Raw genomic sequence first — 20,069 nt, forward strand, 5'->3', positions numbered from 1 at the left:
AAAAACCTTGTGCGCGATTCGAAGGCACGCATAGCGTGGCGCCTGACATGGTGGCGTTCCGGGTTCTCGGGCCGGTCGAGGCGCATTCGGATGATGACGAGCTCGACCTGGGTGGGCTGCGCCAGCGCGCCGTCCTCGCCCGGCTGCTCGTGGCGCGCGGGCAGGTCGTCCCGGTCGACTCGCTGCTGTACGACCTGTGGGACGACGACGGCGCCCGCGGCGCCCAGGCCAACCTCCAGGTGTACGTCTCCAGGCTGCGGCGGGTCCTGGAGCCCGGCCGCCCGCGCGGGGGCCCCAACCGGCTGCTGGTGACCGTCGCCTCGGGATACGCCCTGCGGGCCGGCCCCGACCAGGTGGACGCCCTGCGGTTCGAGGCGCTGGTCCGCACCGCCGGGGAGCAGCTGGAGGGCGACGACCCCGTCTCGGCCCGGGCCCGCCTCGCGAAGGCGCTGGGGCTGTGGCGCGGCACGCCCTATTCCGACTTCGCCGACCAGCCGTGGGCCGAGGCCGAGGTCAACCGGCTGGCCGAGCTGCGCCTGGTGGCGCTGGAACGGCACGCCGACAGCGGCCTGCGCCTGGGCATGCCCGCCGAGTCGGTGCCCGACCTGGAGGCGCTGACCGCGCGGCACCCACTGCGCGAGGAGGGCTGGCGGCTGCTGGCCCTGGGCCTGTACCGCTGCGGGCGGCAGGGCGACGCGCTCGCCGCGCTGCGCCGGGCCCGCGCGATCCTCGCCGACGAGCTGGGCATCGACCCCGGCCCGGCGCTGCGCAAGCTGGAGTCCGACATCCTCGCCCAGGACCCCGGGCTGGAGCTGGCCGTGCCGGTCGCCCGGCAGCGCGCCGCGGTCCCGGCCGACACCTGGCCGCCCAGGCCCGCGGCGGGCGCGGGCGGTACGGCGGGCGTGGTGGAGCCGCCGCCGCTGGAGACCGAGCCGTTCGTCGGCCGGGACGCCGAGCTGGGCCGGCTGACCGCGGCCGCCGCCCGGACCGCCCGCTTCACCGTCTCGCTGGTCGGCGGCGACGCGGGCGCCGGCAAGACCACGCTGGTCCGCCGGCTGGCCGCGCGGCTCGCCGCCGACGGCTGGGTCGCCGCCTCCGGCGCCTGCCCCGACAGCAGCGCCACCCCGCCGGGCTGGGCGTGGGTGGAGATCCTGCGGACCCTGGTGGACTCGGCCGGCCCCGGCGAGTACGCCCAGTTGCTCGCCCCGCTGCTGGACGACGCGGCTCCCGAGCCGGACGACGACCAGGCGTCCGGGGGTTTCCGGCTGCACCGGGCGGTGGGCGGCTACATCGCCGCCGCCGCCCGCGCGACGCCGATCCTGCTGACGCTGGAAGACCTGCACTGGGCCGACGACCAGACCCTGGCGCTGCTGCGCGCGCTGCCGAGCCTGCTGTCCACCAGCCGCGTGCTGCTGGTGGTGACCTGCCGCGACAGCGAGCTGAGCGACCAGCAGGCCGACGTGCTGGCCGCGCTGGCCCGGCTTGGACCGGTCCGGGTCGGCCTGGACGGTCTCGACGCCGAGGCCGTCGCCGAGCTGGTCCGGGCGACCTGCGTGCGCGAGGTCGACGAGGACGCGGTCGGCACCATCGCCGAGCGGACCGGCGGCAACCCCTTCTTCGTCCGGGAGACCGTCCGTCTGCTCGACGCCGAGGCGACGCGCGACCGCGCGACGGCCGCCGAGGTGCTCTCCGGCGTGCCGTCCGGGGTGCGCGACGTGCTGCGGCGGCGGATCTCCCGGCTGCCCGCCGCGGCCCAGCAGATCCTGCTGCAGGCCGCGGTGATCGGCCGCGACGTCGACGTCGACGTGCTGGTGGACGTCGCGGGCGACGAGGACGCCGTGGTGGACGCGGTGGAGGCGGCGCTGCTGGCCGGGCTGGTCACCGAGCCGGGGCCCGGCCTGCTGCGGTTCGACCACGACCTGGTCCGCGACACGATCTACTCCGACGCCTCCCGGCTGCGCCGTTCCCGGCTGCACGCCGCGGTGGCCGCGGTGATCGAGCGCAGGAACCCCGGCGACGTGGCTGCACTGGCCCACCACTACGACGCGGCGGGCACCGCCGAGACGGCGGGCAAGGCGGTCCACTACGCCCGGCTCGCCGCCGCGCAGGCCGAGCGCCGCTTCGCCCACCGCGAGGCCGCCACGCTGTGGGAGCGGGCCGTGGCCGCCTTCGACCGTTCCGGCGCGGCCCACACCCCCGAGACCACCCGCGAGCGGCTGCTGCTCACCCTGAACCTGATCAAGGCGCTGGCGCTGTGCGGGGACATGGCGGCGGCCCGCAGGCGGCGGCGCGAGGCGATGGACGCGGCCCGGCCGCTGGGCGACCTGGAGCTCACCGCCCGGGTGGCGGCCTCGCTGGCCGTACCGCACAAGGGCATGGCCCGCGACTTCACCCGCACCGCGTGGGAGATCGTCGACGTCGCCGAGCAGGCGCTGGTGGAGCTGCCGGCCGCCGAGCAGTCGCTGCGGGCGAGCCTGCTGGCCACGCTCGCGCTGGAGCTGGAGGGCTCGGCCACGTCGCGCGGCGAGCAGGCGTCGCTGGAGGCCGAGGAGCTGGCCCGGCGGACCGGCGACCCGGCGCTGCTGGCGACCGCGCTGAGCGGACGGCTGCGCCAGTCCTACGGCATCACCCCGGTCGGTGAGCGCGAGGTCATCGGCCGGGAGTTGCTGGAGGTCGGCGAGGCGAGCGGGCAGGTCTCGGTCCAGGCCCTGGCCCACCTGGTGCTGATGGAGTGCGCCGCGGCGCAGGGCGCGTTCGCCGAGGCCGACGCGCACGTCGCCGCCGCCGAGCGACTGGCCAGGCGGTACGGCCTGCCCGCCCCGGCCGCCGTGGGCGCCTGGTACGCCGGGCAGCGCCTGATGATCGCCGGTGATTTCGCGGGCGCGGAGCGCGCCTACCGCGACGCGGCGCGGCTGACCGCGCGGGCCGGGATGCTGGAGGGCCGCCAGGACCTGCCGCTGATCACCGCGTTCTGCCTGCGCCTGGTGAACGGCCGGGCCGCCGAGATGGTGGAGTCCCTGGCCGAGGCCCACCGGCGCGGGGCCAAGTGGACCACCGACGCCTACGCGGTGGCGCTGGCCTCGGCCGGGCACCCCCTCGACGCCAGGGCGGTCATCGCGGTGAAGACGCCGGTGCGGCCCGACTTCCTCTACGAGCTGGCGATGATCTGGCGGGCGCTGGCGGGCATGCTGCTGGACGACCGGGAGCGGATGACCGAGGCGTACGACACGCTCAAGCCGTTCTCCGAGCGGATCGCGGGGGCCGGCACCGGCGTGGTGGCGCTGTGGCCGGTGGCGCTGACGCTCGGCGACCTGGCGCTGCGGCTCGGTTTCACCGACGCGGTCCGGCCGCACTACGAGAAGGCGCTCGCGGTGGCGCGGCGGGTCGGGGTGACCCGCTGGATCGAGGCGGCGCAGCGGTCGCTCGGCGGCTGACCCGGCAGATCCGCTCCGGACGCCCGTCCGTGGTGACGGCCGCCGCGCCCGGGCCGGAGCGGGCCTGACGGGCCGCCGTGTCCGGAGCGGAGCCGGCGTGGCGGGCCGCCGCGCCCGGTGCGGGACCGGCGTGCTCCACGGTCGTGACGGTCGTGCCGGCGTAGGCTCCGGCGAAGGCGAGGCTCGCCACCAGCAGTCTCGTGACGCTCGCGGTTCCGCTCGCCAGCACCGTGACCCATCCGCTCCGCGGACCCATGACCGCACACCTTCCCCTCTTCGTGTCAGGTGTACGCCCGGCCGGTTGATCTTTAGTTGACGCTCACTTGCAGGGGGTCCGTAGTATCGAACAGGTAAGCCTGACCTAATATCCGACACATCCGGCATGTGCCGACGATTCAAGCGCGAGGCGGTGTTCACCGGTGCGATCTCCGGCGGCGGGCATCCCCGACCCCACCTCCGCGGCGCTGTGGGGCCTGCCACTGTGGCTGTGGGTCGTGCTCGGCGGCATCGGGCTGTTCGGGGCGTTCCAGGTCTACTACTGGGTGGGCCACCGTCTCGGCTCCCGGCTCTACGCCTCCCGGCTGGGCCGCAGGCTCGGCCAGGACAACATCCGCCGGGTGGAGAACGCCGTCCGGAGATGGGGGGCGCTCGCCGTCTACGGCTGCTTCTGGGTCCCCGGGCTGCGGCACACGCTGCCCTGGACCGCCGGGGTGCTGCGGATCTCCTACCCCTGGTACGTCGTGGCCAGCGCGCTCGGCTGCCTGACCTGGGTGCCGGTGACGTCCTTCGGCCTGTACTCGGTGATCTGGGGCTGGCTGCGGCTGGCCGCGCGGTCGCCCGCGCTGGCGGTCGTGGTCGCGGTCGTGGCCGTCGCCGCCGTCGCCGTCCTGCGGCGCCGCCGTCGCCGTCGCCGCGAGGCCGAGCGGCGCCCCGAGGACACCCTGACCACCGCCTGAGATCGCCGCCGGGCCCGGTGACTCCGCGGGAAAGAACACCGGGACTTCGCGGGGAGAACGCCGGGGAACACCGAGCCCGCAGGGGCCGCCGGGGCGACATCTCACCCGGAAACCGGTCAAGGGTCGTGTGCCGGCGGCCGGTTCTGTCACCATGATCCCATGCAGATCGGGGGAATCCGCCTCGGCGCGTGCGCCGTCCTTGCCGCCCTTGCCGTCTTCGGCACCGGCCTGTCCGCGCCCGCCCACGCCCACCCGGCGCCCGCCGCCGCGCGGGCCGGGTGGACCGCGCCGACGGTCACCGGCGTCCCCGGTACGGCGGGCCCCGCCGTACCGGCCCGGCTCACCGGGACGGACGGGCTCGCGGGCGCGGTGGCCCGGCCGGTCGCCGACCGCGCCGCGCCGGCGATCACCGGAAAGGCCGCCTACCTCTTCGACGCGGCCACCGGGACGGCCTACTTCGGCAAGCAGGCGGGCAGGCGGCTGCCGGTCGCCAGCCTGACCAAGGTCATGACCGCCTACGTCGTGCTGCGGCAGGCGAGCCTCGACGCCGTCGTCAGGATCGACGCCTCGGACGTGCGGCACGCACGGGCCAACGACGCGACCTCGGCGGGGCTGCGGGCCGGTGAGCGCCTGACCGTCAGGGACCTGCTCTACGGCGTGATGCTCCCCTCGGGGGCGGACGCCTCCCACGCCCTGGCCCGCGTCTACGGGCCGGGCGCCGCCCGTTTCACGGCCAGGATGAACGCCGCCGCGCGCGCCCTCGGCCTGTCGCTGACCCGCTACGCCAACCCCGACGGGCTGCCCGAGCCGGGCGGCGGCTACTCCACCGCCATCGACCAGGCCAAGCTGGCCCGGGTGGCGCTGAACGACCCGGTGCTGCGGACCATCGCCTCCACCAGGCGCCACGTCGTGCGGGCGTCGAAGCTGCACCGGGCGCACACCTGGACCAACAGCAACAAACTGCTCGGCAAGACCCCCGGGGCGCTGGGCGTCAAGACCGGCTACACCCGGGCCGCCGGGTACTGCCTGTCGTTCGCCGCCGACCGCGACGGCCGCCTGCTGATCGGCGTCGTCCTGGGCGAGTCGAGCTCCGACCGGCGGTTCAGGAGCGCCGACCGGCTGCTGGACTGGGCGGCCGGGCAGGCCGCGGAGCCGCCGGACCTGGGCGCCGGGGTCGTCCGGAACCTCTGAGGGCGCGTCCGCGCGGGTCTCAGAAGGGCACGGGCTCGGCGTCGCCCTCGCGACGGCGCTGCGCGGCGCGGGCGTGCAGCACGGCGTCGAGCAGGCCGGGGAAGAGCTCGTCGAGGTCGCGGCGGCGCAGCGCGTTCATCTTCGCGGTGCCGCGGTAGACCTGGCTGATCACCCCGGCCTCGCGGAGCACCCGGAAGTGGTGGGTGCTGGTCGACTTGCTGACCACCAGGTCGATCGCCGAGCACGGGGCGCCCTCGTCGTCCACCCCGGACAGGAAGGCCACCACCCGCAGCCGCATCGGGTCGGACAGCGCGTGCAGCACGGCCTCCAGCCGGATGTCCTCGCGGCGGGGGTGATCGAGAGCCCTGTCGGACGTGACCCGCATGACGACTCCTTCCCTCGGGATCACCCGATTGTACGAGAAGCATCGTAGTTTGACATACCTCGTACTACGAGGTTTATCGTACAAGGGTGCCCGGACGGCGAGACCCCCGCTCCCGGCACGGAGTGCCCGGAGCGGGGCGATCCCGCACAACGACGAAGGAGCAAGGCCGTGAGCGCGCTGTTCGAACCCCTCACCCTGCGGGGGCTGACGATCCCCAACCGCGTCTGGATGGCGCCGATGTGCCAGTACTCGGCGGAGGCCGAGGGCCCCGAGCAGGGCGTTCCGCACGACTGGCACTTCTCGCACCTGGCCGCCCGGGCGGTGGGCGGGACCGGCCTGATCCTCACCGAGGCCACGGCCGTCGCGCCCGAGGGCCGCATCTCCCCCTTCGACCTCGGCATCTGGAACGACCGCCAGGTGGAGGGGTTCGCCCGCATCACCCGCTTCCTGAAGGAGCACGGGACCGTCCCCGGCATCCAGCTCGCGCACGCCGGCCGCAAGGCGTCCACCGACGCCACCTGGCACGGCGGCGGTCCGGTCGGCCCCGACCGGTACGGCTGGCAGCCCGTCGCGCCGAGCCCGCTGCCCTTCACCGACCGCCACCCGACCCCGGAGGCGCTGAGCGTCGAGGAGATCGGACGGCTCGTCGAGGGGTTCGCCGCCGCGGCCCGGCGGGCGCTGGCCGCCGGCTTCCAGGTGGCGGAGGTGCACGGCGCGCACGGCTACCTGATCAACGAGTTCCTGTCGCCGCACACCAACCGCCGCACCGACGCCTACGGCGGCTCGTTCGAGGGCCGCACCCGGTTCGCCCTGGAGGTCGTGGACGCCGTGCGCGCGGTGTGGCCGGAGGACCTGCCGGTCCTCTTCCGCGTCTCGGCGACCGACTGGCTGACCGAGAACCCCGAGGACGACCGCGAGGGCTGGACCGCCGACGACACCGTACGGCTGGCCAAGGAGCTGCTCTCCCACGGCGTCGACCTGCTGGACACCTCGACCGGCGGCAACGCCCCCGGGGCGCGCATCCCGACCGGCCCCGGCTACCAGGTGCCGTTCGCCGCCCGGGTGAGGGCCGAGACGGACCTGCCCGTGGCGACCGTCGGGGAGATCACCGAGCCCCGGCAGGCGGAGGAGATCATCGCCTCCGGCCAGGCCGATGCCGTACTGCTCGGCCGGGAGCTGCTGCGCACGCCGTACTGGCCGAACCTCGCCGCCCGCGAGCTCCGCGAGCTCGGGGCCGAGCCCCGCTGGCCGGACCAGTACCACCGGGCGGTCTGACCCACAGTTCCCCATATTTCCGATACAAGGGCGTTAATATCCAAATAATGCCTTACGCTTATTTATTTCTTATTTATGCCCGCCTTACGGCCTTTGCCGAAGCATAGGTTCTTTGCGGTTTAATGGTCGATCCCTGTCCGGCAGTGTTGTTCCTCAGGGAACCCCGAGGACGAATCCTGTCCTCACTTTCACCCGGAGGGTCGCATGAGGACGAAGATCACTGCCCCGGCCGTCGCCGGCGCCGTGGGGGCGGGCCTGCTGGCCGGCACCCTGTTCGCCGGCCCGGCGGGAGCCACGGTGACGCCGGCGTCGGCGCCGCAGACCGTCTCGCAGAGCGTGGCGGCCACGACGCGGACCGCCGGCCTGCAGTTCCACCCCTGCCACCGCTGCCACCGGTTCCACCACTGGCACCGGTGGAACCACTGGGGCAACTGGGGCGGCGGCTGGCGCTGGAACAACTGGAACGATTGGGGTGGCTGGTCCTGGTGACCGGATTCATCCGTACGGCGGCCCACCCGGACCGCCGTACGGGCGGACCCCCACCCCCGGGACTCAGCGCCCGCGCATCAGGCCGTGGCAGGCGATGGCGGCCGCGGCGACCACGTTGAGGGAGTCGACGCCCAGGTCCATCGCCCGCGGGCTCATCGGGATGCAGACCGGTTCGTCGGCCTCGCGCAGCCAGCGCGAGGAGAGCCCGTCACCCTCCGAGCCCAGCAGGAGCGCCACCCGCTCGGTCATGACGGCCCGGTCCAGGGGCGTGGCCGACTGGTCGGGGGTCAGCGCCAGGGTGCGGAACCCGGCCGCGCGCAGCTCCGCCAGCCCGCCGTACCAGTCGGTCATCCGCGCGTACGGCACCGCGAACACCGCCCCCATCGAGACCTTCACCGACCTGCGGTAGAGCGGGTCGGCGCAGCGGGGCGACAGGATCACCGCCTCGACGCCGAGCGCGGCGGCGCACCGGAAGATCGCGCCGACGTTGCCGTGGTCGACGAGGTCCTCCAGGACGACGACCCGGCGGGGCCCTTCGGCGGACGGGCCCCCCAGGACCCCGGCCACGGAGGGCAGCTCCCTGCGTTCCATGGCCGCCAGCGCGCCCCGGTGCACCGGGAAGCCGGTGACCTCCTCCATGACGGCATCGTCCACCACGTGGACCCGGTCGCCGAGGCCCTCCAGCACGTCGGAGAGGGAGGCGACCCAGCGGCGGGTCAGCAGCACCGAGCGCACCGGATAGCCCGCGGCGACGGCCCGGCGGATCACCTTCTCCCCCTCGGCGACGAAGAGGCCGTGCCGGGCCTCCAGGCTCTTGCGCAGCTCGACGTCGCGCAGGTTGGCGTAGTCGGCCAGTCGGGGATCGGAGGCGTCAATCACCCTCGCATACTGCCACGACGGCCCCGCGCCGCCACCCGGCGGTCCGTTCCCCCGCGAGCGGGCCGCGCCGCGTTCCGGCGGGAGCCTCGCGTACGCGCCTCCGTGACGCTCCGTGACATGTATGTTGCTGGGAGCTTCATCGCGGAGATCGGGGGCGTCGTGACCGACCAGGTCGTGCTGTCACAGCCGGTGGCGGGAGACGGGTGGCTGCGCGACGCCCGGCGGGCCCGGCTCCTGTCGCTGGCGACCCTGGCGTGGCTGGGCGTCGAGAGCGTGCTCGGCCTGGCCGCCGGGCTGGGCTCCCACTCGCTGGCGCTGATCGGCTGGGGGGTGTCGTCGCTGGTGGAGGCGGCGGCCAGCCTCATCGTCGTCTGGCGGTTCACCGGGTCGCGCACCCGCTCGGCGGACGCCGAGGTCAAGGCGCGCAGGGCGGTGGCGGTCAGCTTCTGGGTGCTCGCCCCCTACCTGGTGCTCCATGTGGCGCACGACCTGGAGGCGGGGCACCGGGCCGTGCCCAGTCTGCTGGGCGTGGTGGTGACGTCGGTCAGCCTGGTGAGCATGCCGCTGCTCGGGCTGGCCAAGCGGCGGCTCGGCGCGCGGCTGGGCTCGGCGGCCACCTCGGGCGAGGGCACCCAGAACCTGCTGTGCGCCGCGCTGGCCGCCGGGGTGCTCGCGGGGCTGGCGCTGAACGAGGCCGGCTGGTGGTGGGCCGATCCCGCCGTGGCGACGCTGCTGGCGGCGGTCGCCGTGCGCGAGGGCCGCCGGGCCTGGCGCGGGCACGCCTGCTGCCACCACTGAGGACCCGCGAAGGGCTCATCCCGGCACACGCCGTGATCTCCGCACCACGAGTGGTGTTTCGTCGCACCGGTCGTTCCCAGTACAGTTCCCCGCACATTGCTGGACATCTGCCTATAAGGTGACCGGCCAAGGCGCGTTCCGCACGTCGTGCCCGCCGTACCGGCGGGTCGGCGCGGCGGGTCTCCCGGCGTGGCGAGACCGCCCGCGCGGACGCCTCCGGACGCCACCGGACGGCGGCATCCCCGGAAAGAACGGGCCCGGCGCGGTCGCCGGGGCGGATCGGCGTAGCGTGCCCAGCATCGGACTTCGAACCCCTGAGAGGGCATCGTGGGCGGACGCCACCGGACGGATGAACTCGACGACGGCCATCCGTCCCCCTCTCCCCGGCCGGCCAGGCGGCGCCGTACCCGGCCCGGCATGGTGCTCGCCCCGCTGGCCGGCGCGGTCGCGCTGGCCGTACTGCTGGGCGTCGCCGCCTTCGTGGTCGTCAACCGGGACCGGGGGTGCACCGGGGGGCAGGTCGCGGTGCGCGTCACCGCCTCGCCGGACATCGCGCCGGCCGTGTCCCGGATCGCCGAGCGCTTCACCAGGGCCCGGCACGACGTCGGCGGCCGCTGCGTCAAGGTCGCGGTGACGAAGGAGGCGCCGGCGACCGTGGCCTCCGCGCTGGAGGACGGCGCCGGCACGCCGGGCGCGATGGACGTGTGGATCCCCGACTCGTCGCTGTGGGTGACCGGGCTGCGGGAGAGGAACCCCGGCGTGCCGGCCCCCGGCGCGTCGCTCGCCCGCTCCCCCGTCGTCCTGGCGGCGTCCGAGGCCGTGGTCGGCGACCTGCGGAAGAACCTCGGCGAGGTGAGCTGGCACGGCGTGGTCGACGCCGCGAACGTCGCCAACGTCGAGGGGCCGGGCCGCAAGGTGCGGGTGCTCGCGCTCGACCCCGCGGCCAACGCGGCCGGGCTGGGCGCGCTCCTGGCCGCCTCCGGGGCGGCCACGGCGGCCGGGACGAGCCAGGAACAGCTCGCCGGCGCGCTGAAGACGCTGTCCGGTTCCGCGGTCCGCGACCCGGAGGCGCTGCTGTCGAGCCTCGGCGTCAGGGGCAGCCGCGCCCCCGTGGGCGTCGCCTCCGAGCAGGCCGTGTGGGCGTTCGGCGCGGCGGGCGGGCCCGAGGTCCCGGTCGTGCCGCTCTACCCGGCCGAGGGGACCCTCGACCTGGACTACCCGATGGTGGTCACCGGCGACGACCCGGCCGTGCGCCGGGCGGCGGCGGCGTTCGCCGCCGAGTTCGGCACCGAGTCGGCCCGCGAGGTGCTGCGCGGCCAGGGTTTCCGCACCCCGGACGGTACGGCCGGCGCGGCGCTGTCCGCCGCCGGCGGTTTCAGGGCCGAGGCGCCCCGGCGGCTGGAGACGCCCGGTCCCGCGGAGATCGCGCGGATGACGCGGTCGTGGTCGCGGCTGAACCTCGGCACGCGGCTGCTGGCGCTGGTGGACGTCTCCGGCACGATGGCCCTGCCGGTCCCCGGCACCGGGCGCGACCGGATGGAGGTGATCTCCAGGATCGCCGTCGAGGGCATGCGGCTGTTCCCGCCCAAGAGCGAGATCGGCGTCTGGGAGTTCTCCACGGACCTCGACGGCCCGGGGGTGGACTTCCGGAAGACGGTCCCGGTCGGCCCGCTGGCCGAGCGCGTCGACGGCGTGCTCCGCAAGGACCTGCTGGCCCGGAGGCTCTCGGCGGTCCGGGCCGTGCCCACCGGCGACACCGGGCTGAACGACACGCTCCGGGCCGCCTACGAGCAGATGACCGAGGAGTACCGGAGCGACAAGATCAACACGGTTCTGGTGCTGACCGACGGCGCGGGCGACGACGACCCCGGCGGGGGCCTGTCCGACGCGGAGATCTTGAAATACCTGCGCGAGACCTACGACCCGGACAAGCCGGTCAGCATCCTGCTCATCGCCTTCGGGCCGGACGCCGCCCGGGGCAAGGCCCGGATGGACGCGCTGGCCAAGGCCACCGGCGGCGAGGCGTTCATCGCCAAGGACATCCTCCAGGTCCGCACGTTCTTCCTGGAGGGCATGCGGCGCCGCACCTGCCTGCCGGACTGCTGAGCCCTCCGGTCCCGGACGGCTCCGCGACGGACGTCGCGAGGCATTCACAACAGCCCCATCAATCACTGTTTTACCAGTTCATGCCGTGTCGGCATGGGATGGGGCGATCAGGACAACCCGCCGCCCGGGGGTGGCGTCTCCTACGCGTATGGGGTCTCGGGCGTGGCCCGTGAACGAACGAGCCCGTCCCGCGGGGAGGAATGTACGTGCCCGGATGGCCGGCCGTGGGCCGAACCGACGATCAGCGACTGGTGGAGGAGCTCCGGCGTGCCGACGCGACGGCGGCGGCGGGCCTCTACGACTCCTATGCCGAACGTCTCTACGACTACGCCCGCTCGCTGCTGGGCGACCGTGACGGCGCGGCCGGCGACGCGGCCGACGCCGTGCACGACGCCCTGGTCACCGCCCGGGAGCGGGTCGGCCTGCTGCGCGAGCCGGAACGGCTGCGCCCGTGGCTGTACGCGCTGACCCGGGTGGAGTGCGCGGAGCGGTCCCGGACCCCGCGGGAGCCGGCCCGCACCGCGGTGCTGGACCCCGGCGACCTCCCCGACGACCCCGGTGAGCGGGAGCTGGCCCTCCTGGTGCACGAGGCCCTGGCCGAGCTGGGCGGGCAGGAGCGCGAGGCGCTGCTGCTGTCGGTCCGGCACGGTCTCGACGCGGCGGAGGCCGGCGCCGTGCTGGGCCTGAGCTCCCGGCAGGCCGGCGCCCGGCTCGCCCGCGCCCGCGACCACCTGGAGAACACCGCCGCCGCGGTGGTGCTGGCCAAGGTCGGCCGGGCGCACTGCCCGGACCTGTCGGCCATGGTGGACTCGCTGGAGGGCCCGCTGCCGGCCATGCTGCGCAGGCGCCTGTCGAGCCACATCGGCCGATGCGAGGTCTGCGTGGAGCGGCGCGGCCGGCACGTCTCGGCCGAGCGGCTGCTCGACCTGGTGCCGGCGGCCTTCGCGCCGCTGTCCCTGCGCCGCCGGGTCGTGGAGACCTGCGTGAACCCGGAGCTGCGCGACGCCCGGGCCGCCGCGGCCTGGCCGGTCGGCCGCTTCGACCGGTCGGGGTTCCCGGTGACCGCCGGGGAGCGCGGGGGGCGGCGCCGTACGGCGGGCGCGCGGCGCGCGAAGGCGGGCCGGGGACGTGAGACCGCGGGCCGGGCGGATGGGGCCGCGGGCCGGCCGGCCGGGGCCGCGCGGCGTGCCCCGCGGGGGGCGAAGCCGGTGGTCGTGGCGGCGGCGTGCGTGCTGGCCGCGACCGGGGTGATGGTGGCCGTCACCGGGGGCGGCTTCGCCGGTGGCCCGCCACGTGGCGCCGCGCCCGCCGGGGAGCCCGCCGTGATCTCCCTGGAGCCGGGACCGGAGGCGGACCCCTCCGAGCCGGTGCCCGATGACCCGGCGGACGACGGGGGGACCGCGCCGGCGGCCCCGGAGCCGACCGGGGACGGGGAGGACGGAGAGGACGGAGAGGACGGGGCCGGCGGGTCCAGGACGTCCGCCCCTGCCGTCCCCACCCCCTCGCGGACCGCCGGCCCGGCCCGGCCGGCCCCGCCGCGGCCCGCTCCCCGGCGCAGCCCCTCGCGCCGCGCCTCCGCGACCCCGGCGGCCGGGCGGCCGGTCGTCACGTGCCCGGCGGACCTCGGCAGGGGCGCGGGGCGGGTTCTCCTGACGGCGAGCGGCGGCGCGCTGTCGTGGTCGGCGTCCGCCTCCGGCGGGCTGGACGTCAGCCCCGCCTCGGGCCGGTTGACGGCCGGTGGAAGAGCTGTGATATGGGTCACAGCCGCCGATCCGAGCGAGAGCGGTTCCGGCCGGGTCTCCATCAGGGCCGCGGGCCGCACCCTCGGCTGTGCCCTTTCTTGGGAAGCGCCTGGTCAGGAGGATGATGACCCGCCGGGCGACCCGCTGCCCGTCCCCTCGTCCGACCCCTCGGCGGCCACTTCCGCGGACGTCCCGTCCGCGCCGGAGGCGACCTGATCTCGTGACCTTCCGCCGACTGGATTCGGCACTTCCTTTTGCGATCCGGTAAACCGGAAACTTCCGCCAGGCGTCGGCATTGACGTGCGGTGCAGTGGTTGGTCACATGAGGTTGCGATCAACCGTGCGAAGAAGAGTGCGAAGACGAGATCGGATCGGGGAGCCAGGAGATGCCGGGTCACCGCGTGGTGCTCAGGTGGATCCTGGTGCCGGCCTGCGCCGCGGGCGCAGTGATCGCGCTGACGGGGTTCGACACCCCGCTGCGTCCGGTATTGACGGGTTTGTTCATTTTGCTTACCCCCGGGGTCGCCGTGGTAGGACTGTTGCGTGATCGTGACCCTCTCGCGGCAATATCGACCGGGGTAGCGGCAAGTCTGGTCATGAACGTTTCCCTTGCCACCTCGATGCTGATCCTTGACGCATGGTCGCCTCGCGCCGGAGTGGCGACGATCGCGGTGCTCAGCGGCTTCATCTACGTACTACGCCTGCTGCAGCCGAAGAACGCACGCTTGCAGACCGAACAGGGGGCCGGGTCGAAGTGAAGATCACCGTCGTGAGTCCGAGGGATCTCGGGGAGTCCGAGGCGTCACGGTGGCGCGAGCTCCAGAAGGCCTCTCCCAGCCTCGACAACCCCTTCCTGTCGGTGGAGTTCACCCAGGCCATGGGCCGGCTGCGCGACTACGTGCGGGTCGCCGTGATCGAGGACGGCGGGACCGTCGCCGGGTTCTTCCCCTACGAGCGGCACGGCCTGGGCGTCGGCAGGCCGCTGGGCGGCTTCCTGACCACCTGCCACGGGCTGATCTCCGTACCGGGCCTGCGGCTCGACTCCCGCGAGCTGCTGCGGGGCTGCGGGATCTCGGCCCTCGAGTTCGAGTACCTGGTCCCGGGCCAGCCGACGTTCGCCCCGTACGAGACGGACGTGCGGCCGGCCCCGCTCATGGATCTCCGCGGCGGCTTCGACGCCTACATCGAGCAGGTGCGCGCCCAGTCCGCCAAGAACTACAAGACGGTCCGCTACAAGGAGCGCAAGCTCGGCCGCGAGCAGGGCGAGATCCGCTTCGAGTACGACTCCGCCGACCCCGCGACGCTGCGCACGCTGCTCGACTGGAAGTCCGACCAGTACCGGCGTACCGGCCGCGTGGACCGTTTCGCCCAGCCGTGGATCGTCCGGCTCGTCGAGGAACTGCACGCCCGGCCGTCGGACGGCTTCGCCGGCGTCCTGACGATGCTCTACGCCGGTGACACTCCCGTCGCCGGGCACTTCGGCCTCCGTACGGAGACCACCCTCGTCGGGTGGTTCCCCGCCTACGACCCCGAGTACGCGCGGTACTCGCCCGGGATCATGCACCACCTGCACATGGCCGAGCACGCCGCCGCGGCGGGCCTTGAGCAGGTGGACATGGGCAAGGGCGGGCGCGAGTACAAGGACTGGCTCAAGACCGGCTCCGTCATGGTCGCCGAGGCGCGCGTCTCGCGGCCGTCCCCCGTCGCGGCCGCCCAGTGGCTGCGCCGGGTACCGGTGAACCGGCTCCGCGCCGTCGTGGTGGAGAACCCCACGCTGTTCCGCGCGGCCGACCGGGTGCTCAAGAGCTACGGCCGGGCACGGTCGAGCCTCCAGGCGCGCCCCGCCCCGCGGGAGGCCGGCCTCGCGTCGCAGCCCGCCGCTCCGGAACGATCCGCCGCGCCGGAACGGCCCGCCCCGGAGTCGTCTCGGGCGCGCTGAACCTCCCGGCCCCCTTTTCCCCCCTCCAGCCCCTGTCCCTGTCCCCAACGCAAGGCTCCCTCTATCGAAGCCGCGCCGTTCTCATTTCCCGAGTGAGGGCGAGCGGGCGGAAGGACCAAAGGAACATCCGTCATCATGAACCCTGACACCGTCAGACAGAACTCCAAGCAGCTCGGCGTGCTGCGCTCGGTGCCGCCCATCGAGCGCTTCACCCCCATCACCCCGCACGTCGCCGTCTCCCCGACCGTCAGCGTCGTCGTGCCCGCGATGAACGAGGCGGAGAACCTCCCACACGTCTTCGCCACGCTGCCGCAGTGGATCGACGAGATCGTCCTGGTGGACGGCAACTCGGTGGACGACACCGTCGCCGTGGCCCGGCGGCTGCGTCCCAACGTGAAGGTCGTCACCCAGCGCGGCAAGGGCAAGGGCGACGCGCTCTCGGCGGGCTTCGCCGCGTGCACCGGCGACATCATCGTGATGATCGACGCCGACGGCTCCACCGACGGCCGCGAGATCATCCAGTTCGTGGGCGCCCTGGTCACCGGCGCCGACTTCGTCAAGGGGTCGCGCTACGCCGCCGGCGGCGGCAGCGACGACCTGACCTTCAGCCGCCGGTTCGGCAACACGGTCCTGACCACGCTGGTGAACTGGTTCTACGGCACCCGCTACACCGACCTGTGCTACGGCTACAACGCCTTCTGGGCCCGGCACCTGCCGGCCCTCGACCTCGACTGCGAGGGTTTCGAGGTCGAGACGCTGATGAACATCCGCGCCGTCAAGGCCGGACTGCGCATCCAGGAGGTGCCCAGCCACGAGCGGTGCCGGATCCACGGCCAGAGCAACCTGCACGTCGTCCGCGACGGCCTGCGCGTGCTGCGCACCATCCTGCGCGAGCGTTACCGGCGTCCGTCCGCCGCGCTGCCGGAGCCCGCGACCACCCCCGCGGCGGACCAGGGCGCGGCATAACCATGAAGATCAGTGTCGTCATCTGCGTCTACACCGAGGACCGCTGGGAGGACATCCGGGCGGCCGTCCGGTCCGTACGGGACCAGCGGCGCACGCCGCACGAGATCATCCTCGTGGTCGACCACAATCCGGACCTGCATCTGAGACTCAAGCGGGAGTATCCGGACGTGGTCGTGGTGGAGAACACGCACCAGAAGGGCCTGTCCGGTGGCAAGAACACCGGCGCGGAGATCGCCACCGGCGACGTCGTGGCCTATCTGGACGACGACGCGGTGGCGGAGCCTGGCTGGCTGGAGGCTTTGGAGGAGGGCTTCCAGACCCCGTCCGTCGTGGGGGTGGGCGGGCTGACCAGGCCTCTGTGGGCCACGGGGCGCCGCCCCCGCTGGTTCCCCGAGGAGTTCGACTGGACCGTGGGCTGCACCTACCGGGGCATGCCCACGGTCCGGGCGCCGATCCGCAACGTCATGGGCGGCAACGCCGCCTTCCGCCGCGAGGTCGTCGGCGGGGTCGGCGGCTTCCACACCGGAATCGGCCGCAGCGTGCAGGGCCGTAAGAGCCGCCCGCTGGGCTGCGAGGAGACCGAGTTCTGCATCCGCCTGTCCCAGCGGCGTCCCGGCTCGGTGATGCTGTTCGAGCCGGGGGCGGTGATCGGCCACAAGGTCCCCGCCCCCCGGATGGGCTTCGCCTACTTCCGGTCGCGCTGCTACGCCGAGGGCCTGTCCAAGGCCCTGGTCGCCTCCAGCGTCGGCACCGAGGACGGGCTGTCGAGCGAGCGCAGCTACGCGACGAAGACGCTGCCCCTGGGGGTGCTGCGCGGCGTCGGCGCGGCGCTGCGGGGCGACCTCGCCGGTCTCGGCCGGGCCGGGGCGATCGTGGTCGGCCTGGCCTGGACCGCCTGGGGGTACGCCGTGGGCACCGCGCGGCTGAGGCTGGGACGGTCATGACCGGCGTTCCGATCCTGATGTACCACTCGGTGAGCGACACCCCGAACGACGAGACCCGGCCGCTGGCCGTCTCGCCGCGGCGCTTCGCCGAGCAGCTCGGTCTGCTGCGCGACCGGGGCTTCACCCCGATGACGCTGTCGGACCTGGTCGCGGGAGTGCACCGGACCGGGAAGCTGCCGGCCAAGCCGGTGGCGATCACCTTCGACGACGGCTACGCCGACTTCCACAGCGAGGCGCTGCCGGTCCTCGACCGGTTCGGCTACCCGGCCACGGTCTTCGTGACCAGCGGCTGGATCCAGGACGCCGGCCCCGACGAGGCCGGGCGCAGGCTGGCTCCGATGCTGACCTGGAGCCAGGTCCGCGAGGCCGTCTCCTGCGGCATCGAGATCGGCGGGCACAGCCACAGCCACCCGCAGCTCGACCAGCTCCCCGACGCCGAGCTCCGCAACGAGCTACGCACCAACAGGGCCCTCCTGGAGGACCAGATCGACCGCCCGGTGGCCACGATGGCCTACCCCTACGGCTACTCCAGCGCGCGGGTGCGCCGGGAGGTGCGCCGGGCCGGGTACTGGACCGCCTGTGCGGTGGCGAACGACGCCTTCGAGGAAGGCGACGAGATGCTCACGATCCCCCGCCTGACGGTCACCGAGCGGACGTCCATGACGAAGTTCGCCAGGGCCGTCGAGGGAGAGGGGATCCCGCTGCTCTATCTGCGGGAGCGGGCCCTCACCAAGGGCTACGCGCTGGTGCGCCGCGCGCGCTACGGGTTGCGCCAGGTCTCGACGATGTACACGCGGGGGCGGGTAACGGCAGGTGAGTGACACGAGTCTCTCCGGCGGGACGACGGGGACCCGGGCGACGCGGGGCGGACCGCTGAAGAACCTGTGGAGCCGTCTTCCCAAGGACCTCAACGATCCCCTGCTGCGCAACGCCTACTCGCTGATCGTCAACGCGGGCGCCGCGGGCGCCCTGGGGCTCGCCTACTGGACGGTGGCCGCGCGGTTCTACGACGAGGGCGACTACGGCCGCTCCTTCGCGCTCATCGCCGCGATGCGCCTGCTCGCCGCGATGACCGCGTTCGGGTTCGTCGGCGCGCTGACCCGGTTCCTGCCCGAGGGCGGGCGGGCGACCGGGCGGCTCGTCGGCGCCGCCTACCTCGTGGGCGGCGGCGCGGCCGCCCTGGCCACCGGCTTCTTCCTGACCACGCTCGACCAGTGGGGTTCCAACTACGGGAGCCTGCACGGGATCGGCACGGCCGGGTGGTTCCTGCTCTCGGTCGTCCTGTGGTCGGTCTTCACCCTCCAGGACGTGGTGCTCACCACGCTGGGCAAGGCCACCTGGGTGCCGCTGATCGGGGTGGGCGTCGGAATCGCCAAGATCGTCCTGGTGGCGGTGCTGGCCCCGATCTTCCCCGGCACCGGGATCTTCCTGGCCTGGACGATCCCGGTGGCGTTCACCGTCGTGCCGATCAGCATCGCGATCTTCGGCAGGCTGTCCCCGCTGGCCGCCGCCCGGGGCGCCCACCGCACCCCGCCCCGCCCGCGCCGCATCGGCCGCTTCCTCGCCGGGGACTTCCCCGGAACGCTGCTCACCCTCATCAGCGTCTACCTCATGCCGGTGATCGTGTCCGGCGGCGTCAACGCGGAGATGGCCGGATACTACGGCGCGGCCGTCACACTCGTCGGCGTCTTCGACATGCTCGCCCTCAACATGGCCATCTCGCTGACCATCGAGGGCTCCGGCGACCCCTCGCTGCTGGCCGGCAAGTGCCGCCTCGCGCTGCGGCGGACCCTGATGCTGCTGGTCCCGGTGGTCACCGTGACCGCGCTGAGCGCGCCGCTCATCCTGCGCCTGGGCTGGGGCGCCGCCTACGCCGAGCACGGGGCGGCGGTGATGCGGCTGCTGGCCCTCGCGTGCCTGCCGCACGCGGTGATCGAGATCTACCTCGGCGTGCTCCGCGCGCGCAGCCGGGTGCGGACGCTCCTGATGCTCCAGGCGCTCCTGTGCGTCCTGGTCGTGGGGCTGTCGTTCGTCTTCTTCCGGCTCTACGGCATCACCGGCGTGGGCTTCGGCACGCTGACCGCCCAGCTGGTCGTGGTGGCCATCGTCGCGCCCGGCCTGGTCTCCGTGCTGCGCGCGGCGCCGCGGGCCCCGGCCGCGGAGGCCGAGCTCTCACCGGACGAGACCCCGACCCTGGTCATGATGATCGTGGACGCCCAGCCCACCGTGGCGACCGTGGCGTCGGCCGCCCACGACCCGGGACGGGCCGCCGGACGGGAGGCGGCGCCCGCACGGCCCCGCATGCCCCTGGTGGTGCGGGCCAGGGCCTGGCTGCCGCCGCTGATCACCGCCGAGGGGCTGGCCGTGGCCGCGCTGGCCGCCCTGGCCGGCGGCGCCCTGTCGTTCCCGTCCACCACCGCGGCCGTCGCGGCCGCCGGGCTGGTGATCGTGGCCTTCGCCGCCGAACTGCTGATGAACCGCCGCCGTCCGGTGCTGTGGACGCAGCTCGTCGCGGTCGCGGTGTGCCTGAACGCCACGGCGGCGCAGACCGGCCCGGCCGCGGAGCTCGCCGGCCGGGTGACGCGCATCATGACCACCGGCGAGGCCACGGGCGGCGACCTGCTGCTGGCCCTGCCGGCCTTCCTGGCGCGCGCCCTGGGCCTGACCGACCCCACCTGGCTGCTGGCGTGGGCGCCGGCCGCCTTCGCCGTGGCCGCGCTGGCCCCGGCGGCGCTGGCCGTACGGACGATCCGTCCGGGCGGGCGGCTGCGCTGGCCCGCGGTGATGCTGGTGACGATCGTCTTCCGGCTCGTCTCGGCGGGTTCCCCGCAGGTGGCCCTGGCCGTCCTGCTCGGCCTGTGCGCCGCCGCGCTGGCGCTGGTGCCGGCGCGCAGGACCCGGCGCGGGCCCGAGCCGGCCGTCTCCGCGACGGACGAGACCCTGAGAACGGCGGCCTGAACCGCCT

The 20,069-nt window shown here is 74.3% G+C and carries 16 protein-coding genes; 14 read left to right on the forward strand and 2 right to left on the reverse strand.

Annotated features, from left to right (window positions below; all coding sequences use genetic code 11):
* Positions 1-35: 35 nt before the first annotated feature.
* The 3 genes from HDA43_RS20720 to HDA43_RS20730 all read left to right on the forward strand — a co-directional run bounded on the left by HDA43_RS20720 (position 36) and on the right by HDA43_RS20730 (position 5,581).
* Positions 36-3,434 (forward strand): ATP-binding protein, encoded by a 3,399-nt coding sequence (locus HDA43_RS20720; RefSeq protein WP_312873474.1) that lies wholly within the window; start codon positions 36-38, stop codon positions 3,432-3,434.
* Between the two features lie 419 nt (positions 3,435-3,853).
* The gene (locus tag HDA43_RS20725) at positions 3,854-4,390 is read left to right on the forward strand and encodes a DedA family protein (RefSeq protein WP_179824221.1); all 537 of its coding nucleotides are present in this window, start codon (positions 3,854-3,856) and stop codon (positions 4,388-4,390) included.
* 159 nt (positions 4,391-4,549) lie between these two features.
* On the forward strand, positions 4,550-5,581 hold the full coding sequence (locus tag HDA43_RS20730) for a D-alanyl-D-alanine carboxypeptidase family protein (protein ID WP_179824223.1): 1,032 nt from the start codon (positions 4,550-4,552) through the stop codon (positions 5,579-5,581).
* Positions 5,582-5,600: 19 nt separating this feature from the next.
* Here the strand turns inward: HDA43_RS20730 and HDA43_RS20735 are convergent, their stop codons facing one another.
* The gene (locus HDA43_RS20735) at positions 5,601-5,966 is read right to left on the reverse strand and encodes an ArsR/SmtB family transcription factor (RefSeq protein ID WP_179824225.1); all 366 of its coding nucleotides are present in this window, start codon (positions 5,964-5,966) and stop codon (positions 5,601-5,603) included.
* Positions 5,967-6,134: 168 nt separating this feature from the next.
* Here HDA43_RS20735 and HDA43_RS20740 point away from each other — a divergent pair, with 168 nt between their 5' ends.
* The gene (locus HDA43_RS20740; RefSeq protein WP_179824227.1) at positions 6,135-7,241 is read left to right on the forward strand and encodes an NADH:flavin oxidoreductase/NADH oxidase; all 1,107 of its coding nucleotides are present in this window, start codon (positions 6,135-6,137) and stop codon (positions 7,239-7,241) included.
* A 204-nt stretch (positions 7,242-7,445) separates the two neighbouring features.
* On the forward strand, positions 7,446-7,730 hold the full coding sequence (locus tag HDA43_RS20745) for a hypothetical protein (protein WP_179824229.1): 285 nt from the start codon (positions 7,446-7,448) through the stop codon (positions 7,728-7,730).
* Between the two features lie 63 nt (positions 7,731-7,793).
* Here HDA43_RS20745 and HDA43_RS20750 read toward each other — a convergent pair whose 3' ends face one another.
* Entirely contained in the window at positions 7,794-8,609 is an 816-nt protein-coding gene (locus HDA43_RS20750; RefSeq protein ID WP_179824231.1) for a TrmH family RNA methyltransferase, read from the reverse strand.
* Positions 8,610-8,726: 117 nt separating this feature from the next.
* On the opposite strand from HDA43_RS20750, the gene HDA43_RS20755 reads away from it, so the two are divergent.
* The 9 genes from HDA43_RS20755 (at position 8,727) to HDA43_RS20795 (ending at position 20,062) form a co-directional block, all read left to right on the forward strand.
* Positions 8,727-9,407: a cation efflux transmembrane domain-containing protein gene (locus tag HDA43_RS20755; RefSeq protein WP_179824233.1), complete on the forward strand. Its 681-nt coding sequence runs from the start codon at positions 8,727-8,729 to the stop codon at positions 9,405-9,407.
* A 327-nt stretch (positions 9,408-9,734) separates the two neighbouring features.
* On the forward strand, positions 9,735-11,513 hold the full coding sequence (locus tag HDA43_RS20760; RefSeq protein WP_312873475.1) for a substrate-binding domain-containing protein: 1,779 nt from the start codon (positions 9,735-9,737) through the stop codon (positions 11,511-11,513).
* Between the two features lie 206 nt (positions 11,514-11,719).
* On the forward strand, positions 11,720-13,471 hold the full coding sequence (locus HDA43_RS20765) for a sigma-70 family RNA polymerase sigma factor (protein ID WP_179824235.1): 1,752 nt from the start codon (positions 11,720-11,722) through the stop codon (positions 13,469-13,471).
* A 170-nt stretch (positions 13,472-13,641) separates the two neighbouring features.
* Entirely contained in the window at positions 13,642-14,013 is a 372-nt protein-coding gene (locus HDA43_RS20770) for a hypothetical protein (RefSeq protein ID WP_179824237.1), read from the forward strand.
* Positions 14,014-14,024: 11 nt separating this feature from the next.
* Entirely contained in the window at positions 14,025-15,194 is a 1,170-nt protein-coding gene (locus HDA43_RS20775; RefSeq protein ID WP_218912648.1) for a GNAT family N-acetyltransferase, read from the forward strand.
* Positions 15,195-15,329: 135 nt separating this feature from the next.
* Complete coding sequence (locus HDA43_RS20780) at positions 15,330-16,160, forward strand: glycosyltransferase family 2 protein (RefSeq protein WP_179824241.1); 831 nt, start codon at positions 15,330-15,332, stop codon at positions 16,158-16,160.
* A gap of 2 nt (positions 16,161-16,162) precedes the next feature.
* The gene (locus tag HDA43_RS20785; RefSeq protein WP_179824243.1) at positions 16,163-17,104 is read left to right on the forward strand and encodes a glycosyltransferase family 2 protein; all 942 of its coding nucleotides are present in this window, start codon (positions 16,163-16,165) and stop codon (positions 17,102-17,104) included.
* Entirely contained in the window at positions 17,101-17,925 is an 825-nt protein-coding gene (locus tag HDA43_RS20790) for a polysaccharide deacetylase family protein (protein ID WP_179824245.1), read from the forward strand. The genes HDA43_RS20785 and HDA43_RS20790 overlap by 4 nt, the downstream gene beginning before the upstream one ends.
* A complete protein-coding gene (locus HDA43_RS20795; protein ID WP_179824247.1) occupies positions 17,918-20,062 on the forward strand; it encodes a lipopolysaccharide biosynthesis protein in 2,145 nt (714 codons plus the stop codon). The genes HDA43_RS20790 and HDA43_RS20795 overlap by 8 nt, the downstream gene beginning before the upstream one ends.
* Positions 20,063-20,069 lie beyond the last annotated feature (7 nt).

The organism is Streptosporangium sandarakinum (assembly GCF_013409935.1).
Lineage (GTDB): Bacteria > Actinomycetota > Actinomycetes > Streptosporangiales > Streptosporangiaceae > Streptosporangium > Streptosporangium nondiastaticum.

Bases quoted from the DNA above. Each gene is read 5' to 3' on its own strand.
- HDA43_RS20730 (WP_179824223.1), top strand. From the start codon at position 4,550: ATGCAGATCGGGGGAATCCGCCTCGGCGCGTGCGCCGTCCTTGCCGCC.
- HDA43_RS20735 (WP_179824225.1), bottom strand. From the start codon at position 5,966: ATGCGGGTCACGTCCGACAGGGCTCTCGATCACCCCCGCCGCGAGGAC.
- HDA43_RS20745 (WP_179824229.1), top strand. From the start codon at position 7,446: ATGAGGACGAAGATCACTGCCCCGGCCGTCGCCGGCGCCGTGGGGGCG.
- HDA43_RS20755 (WP_179824233.1), top strand. From the start codon at position 8,727: ATGTATGTTGCTGGGAGCTTCATCGCGGAGATCGGGGGCGTCGTGACC.
- HDA43_RS20770 (WP_179824237.1), top strand. From the start codon at position 13,642: ATGCCGGGTCACCGCGTGGTGCTCAGGTGGATCCTGGTGCCGGCCTGC.
- HDA43_RS20780 (WP_179824241.1), top strand. From the start codon at position 15,330: ATGAACCCTGACACCGTCAGACAGAACTCCAAGCAGCTCGGCGTGCTG.
- HDA43_RS20785 (WP_179824243.1), top strand. From the start codon at position 16,163: ATGAAGATCAGTGTCGTCATCTGCGTCTACACCGAGGACCGCTGGGAG.
- HDA43_RS20790 (WP_179824245.1), top strand. From the start codon at position 17,101: ATGACCGGCGTTCCGATCCTGATGTACCACTCGGTGAGCGACACCCCG.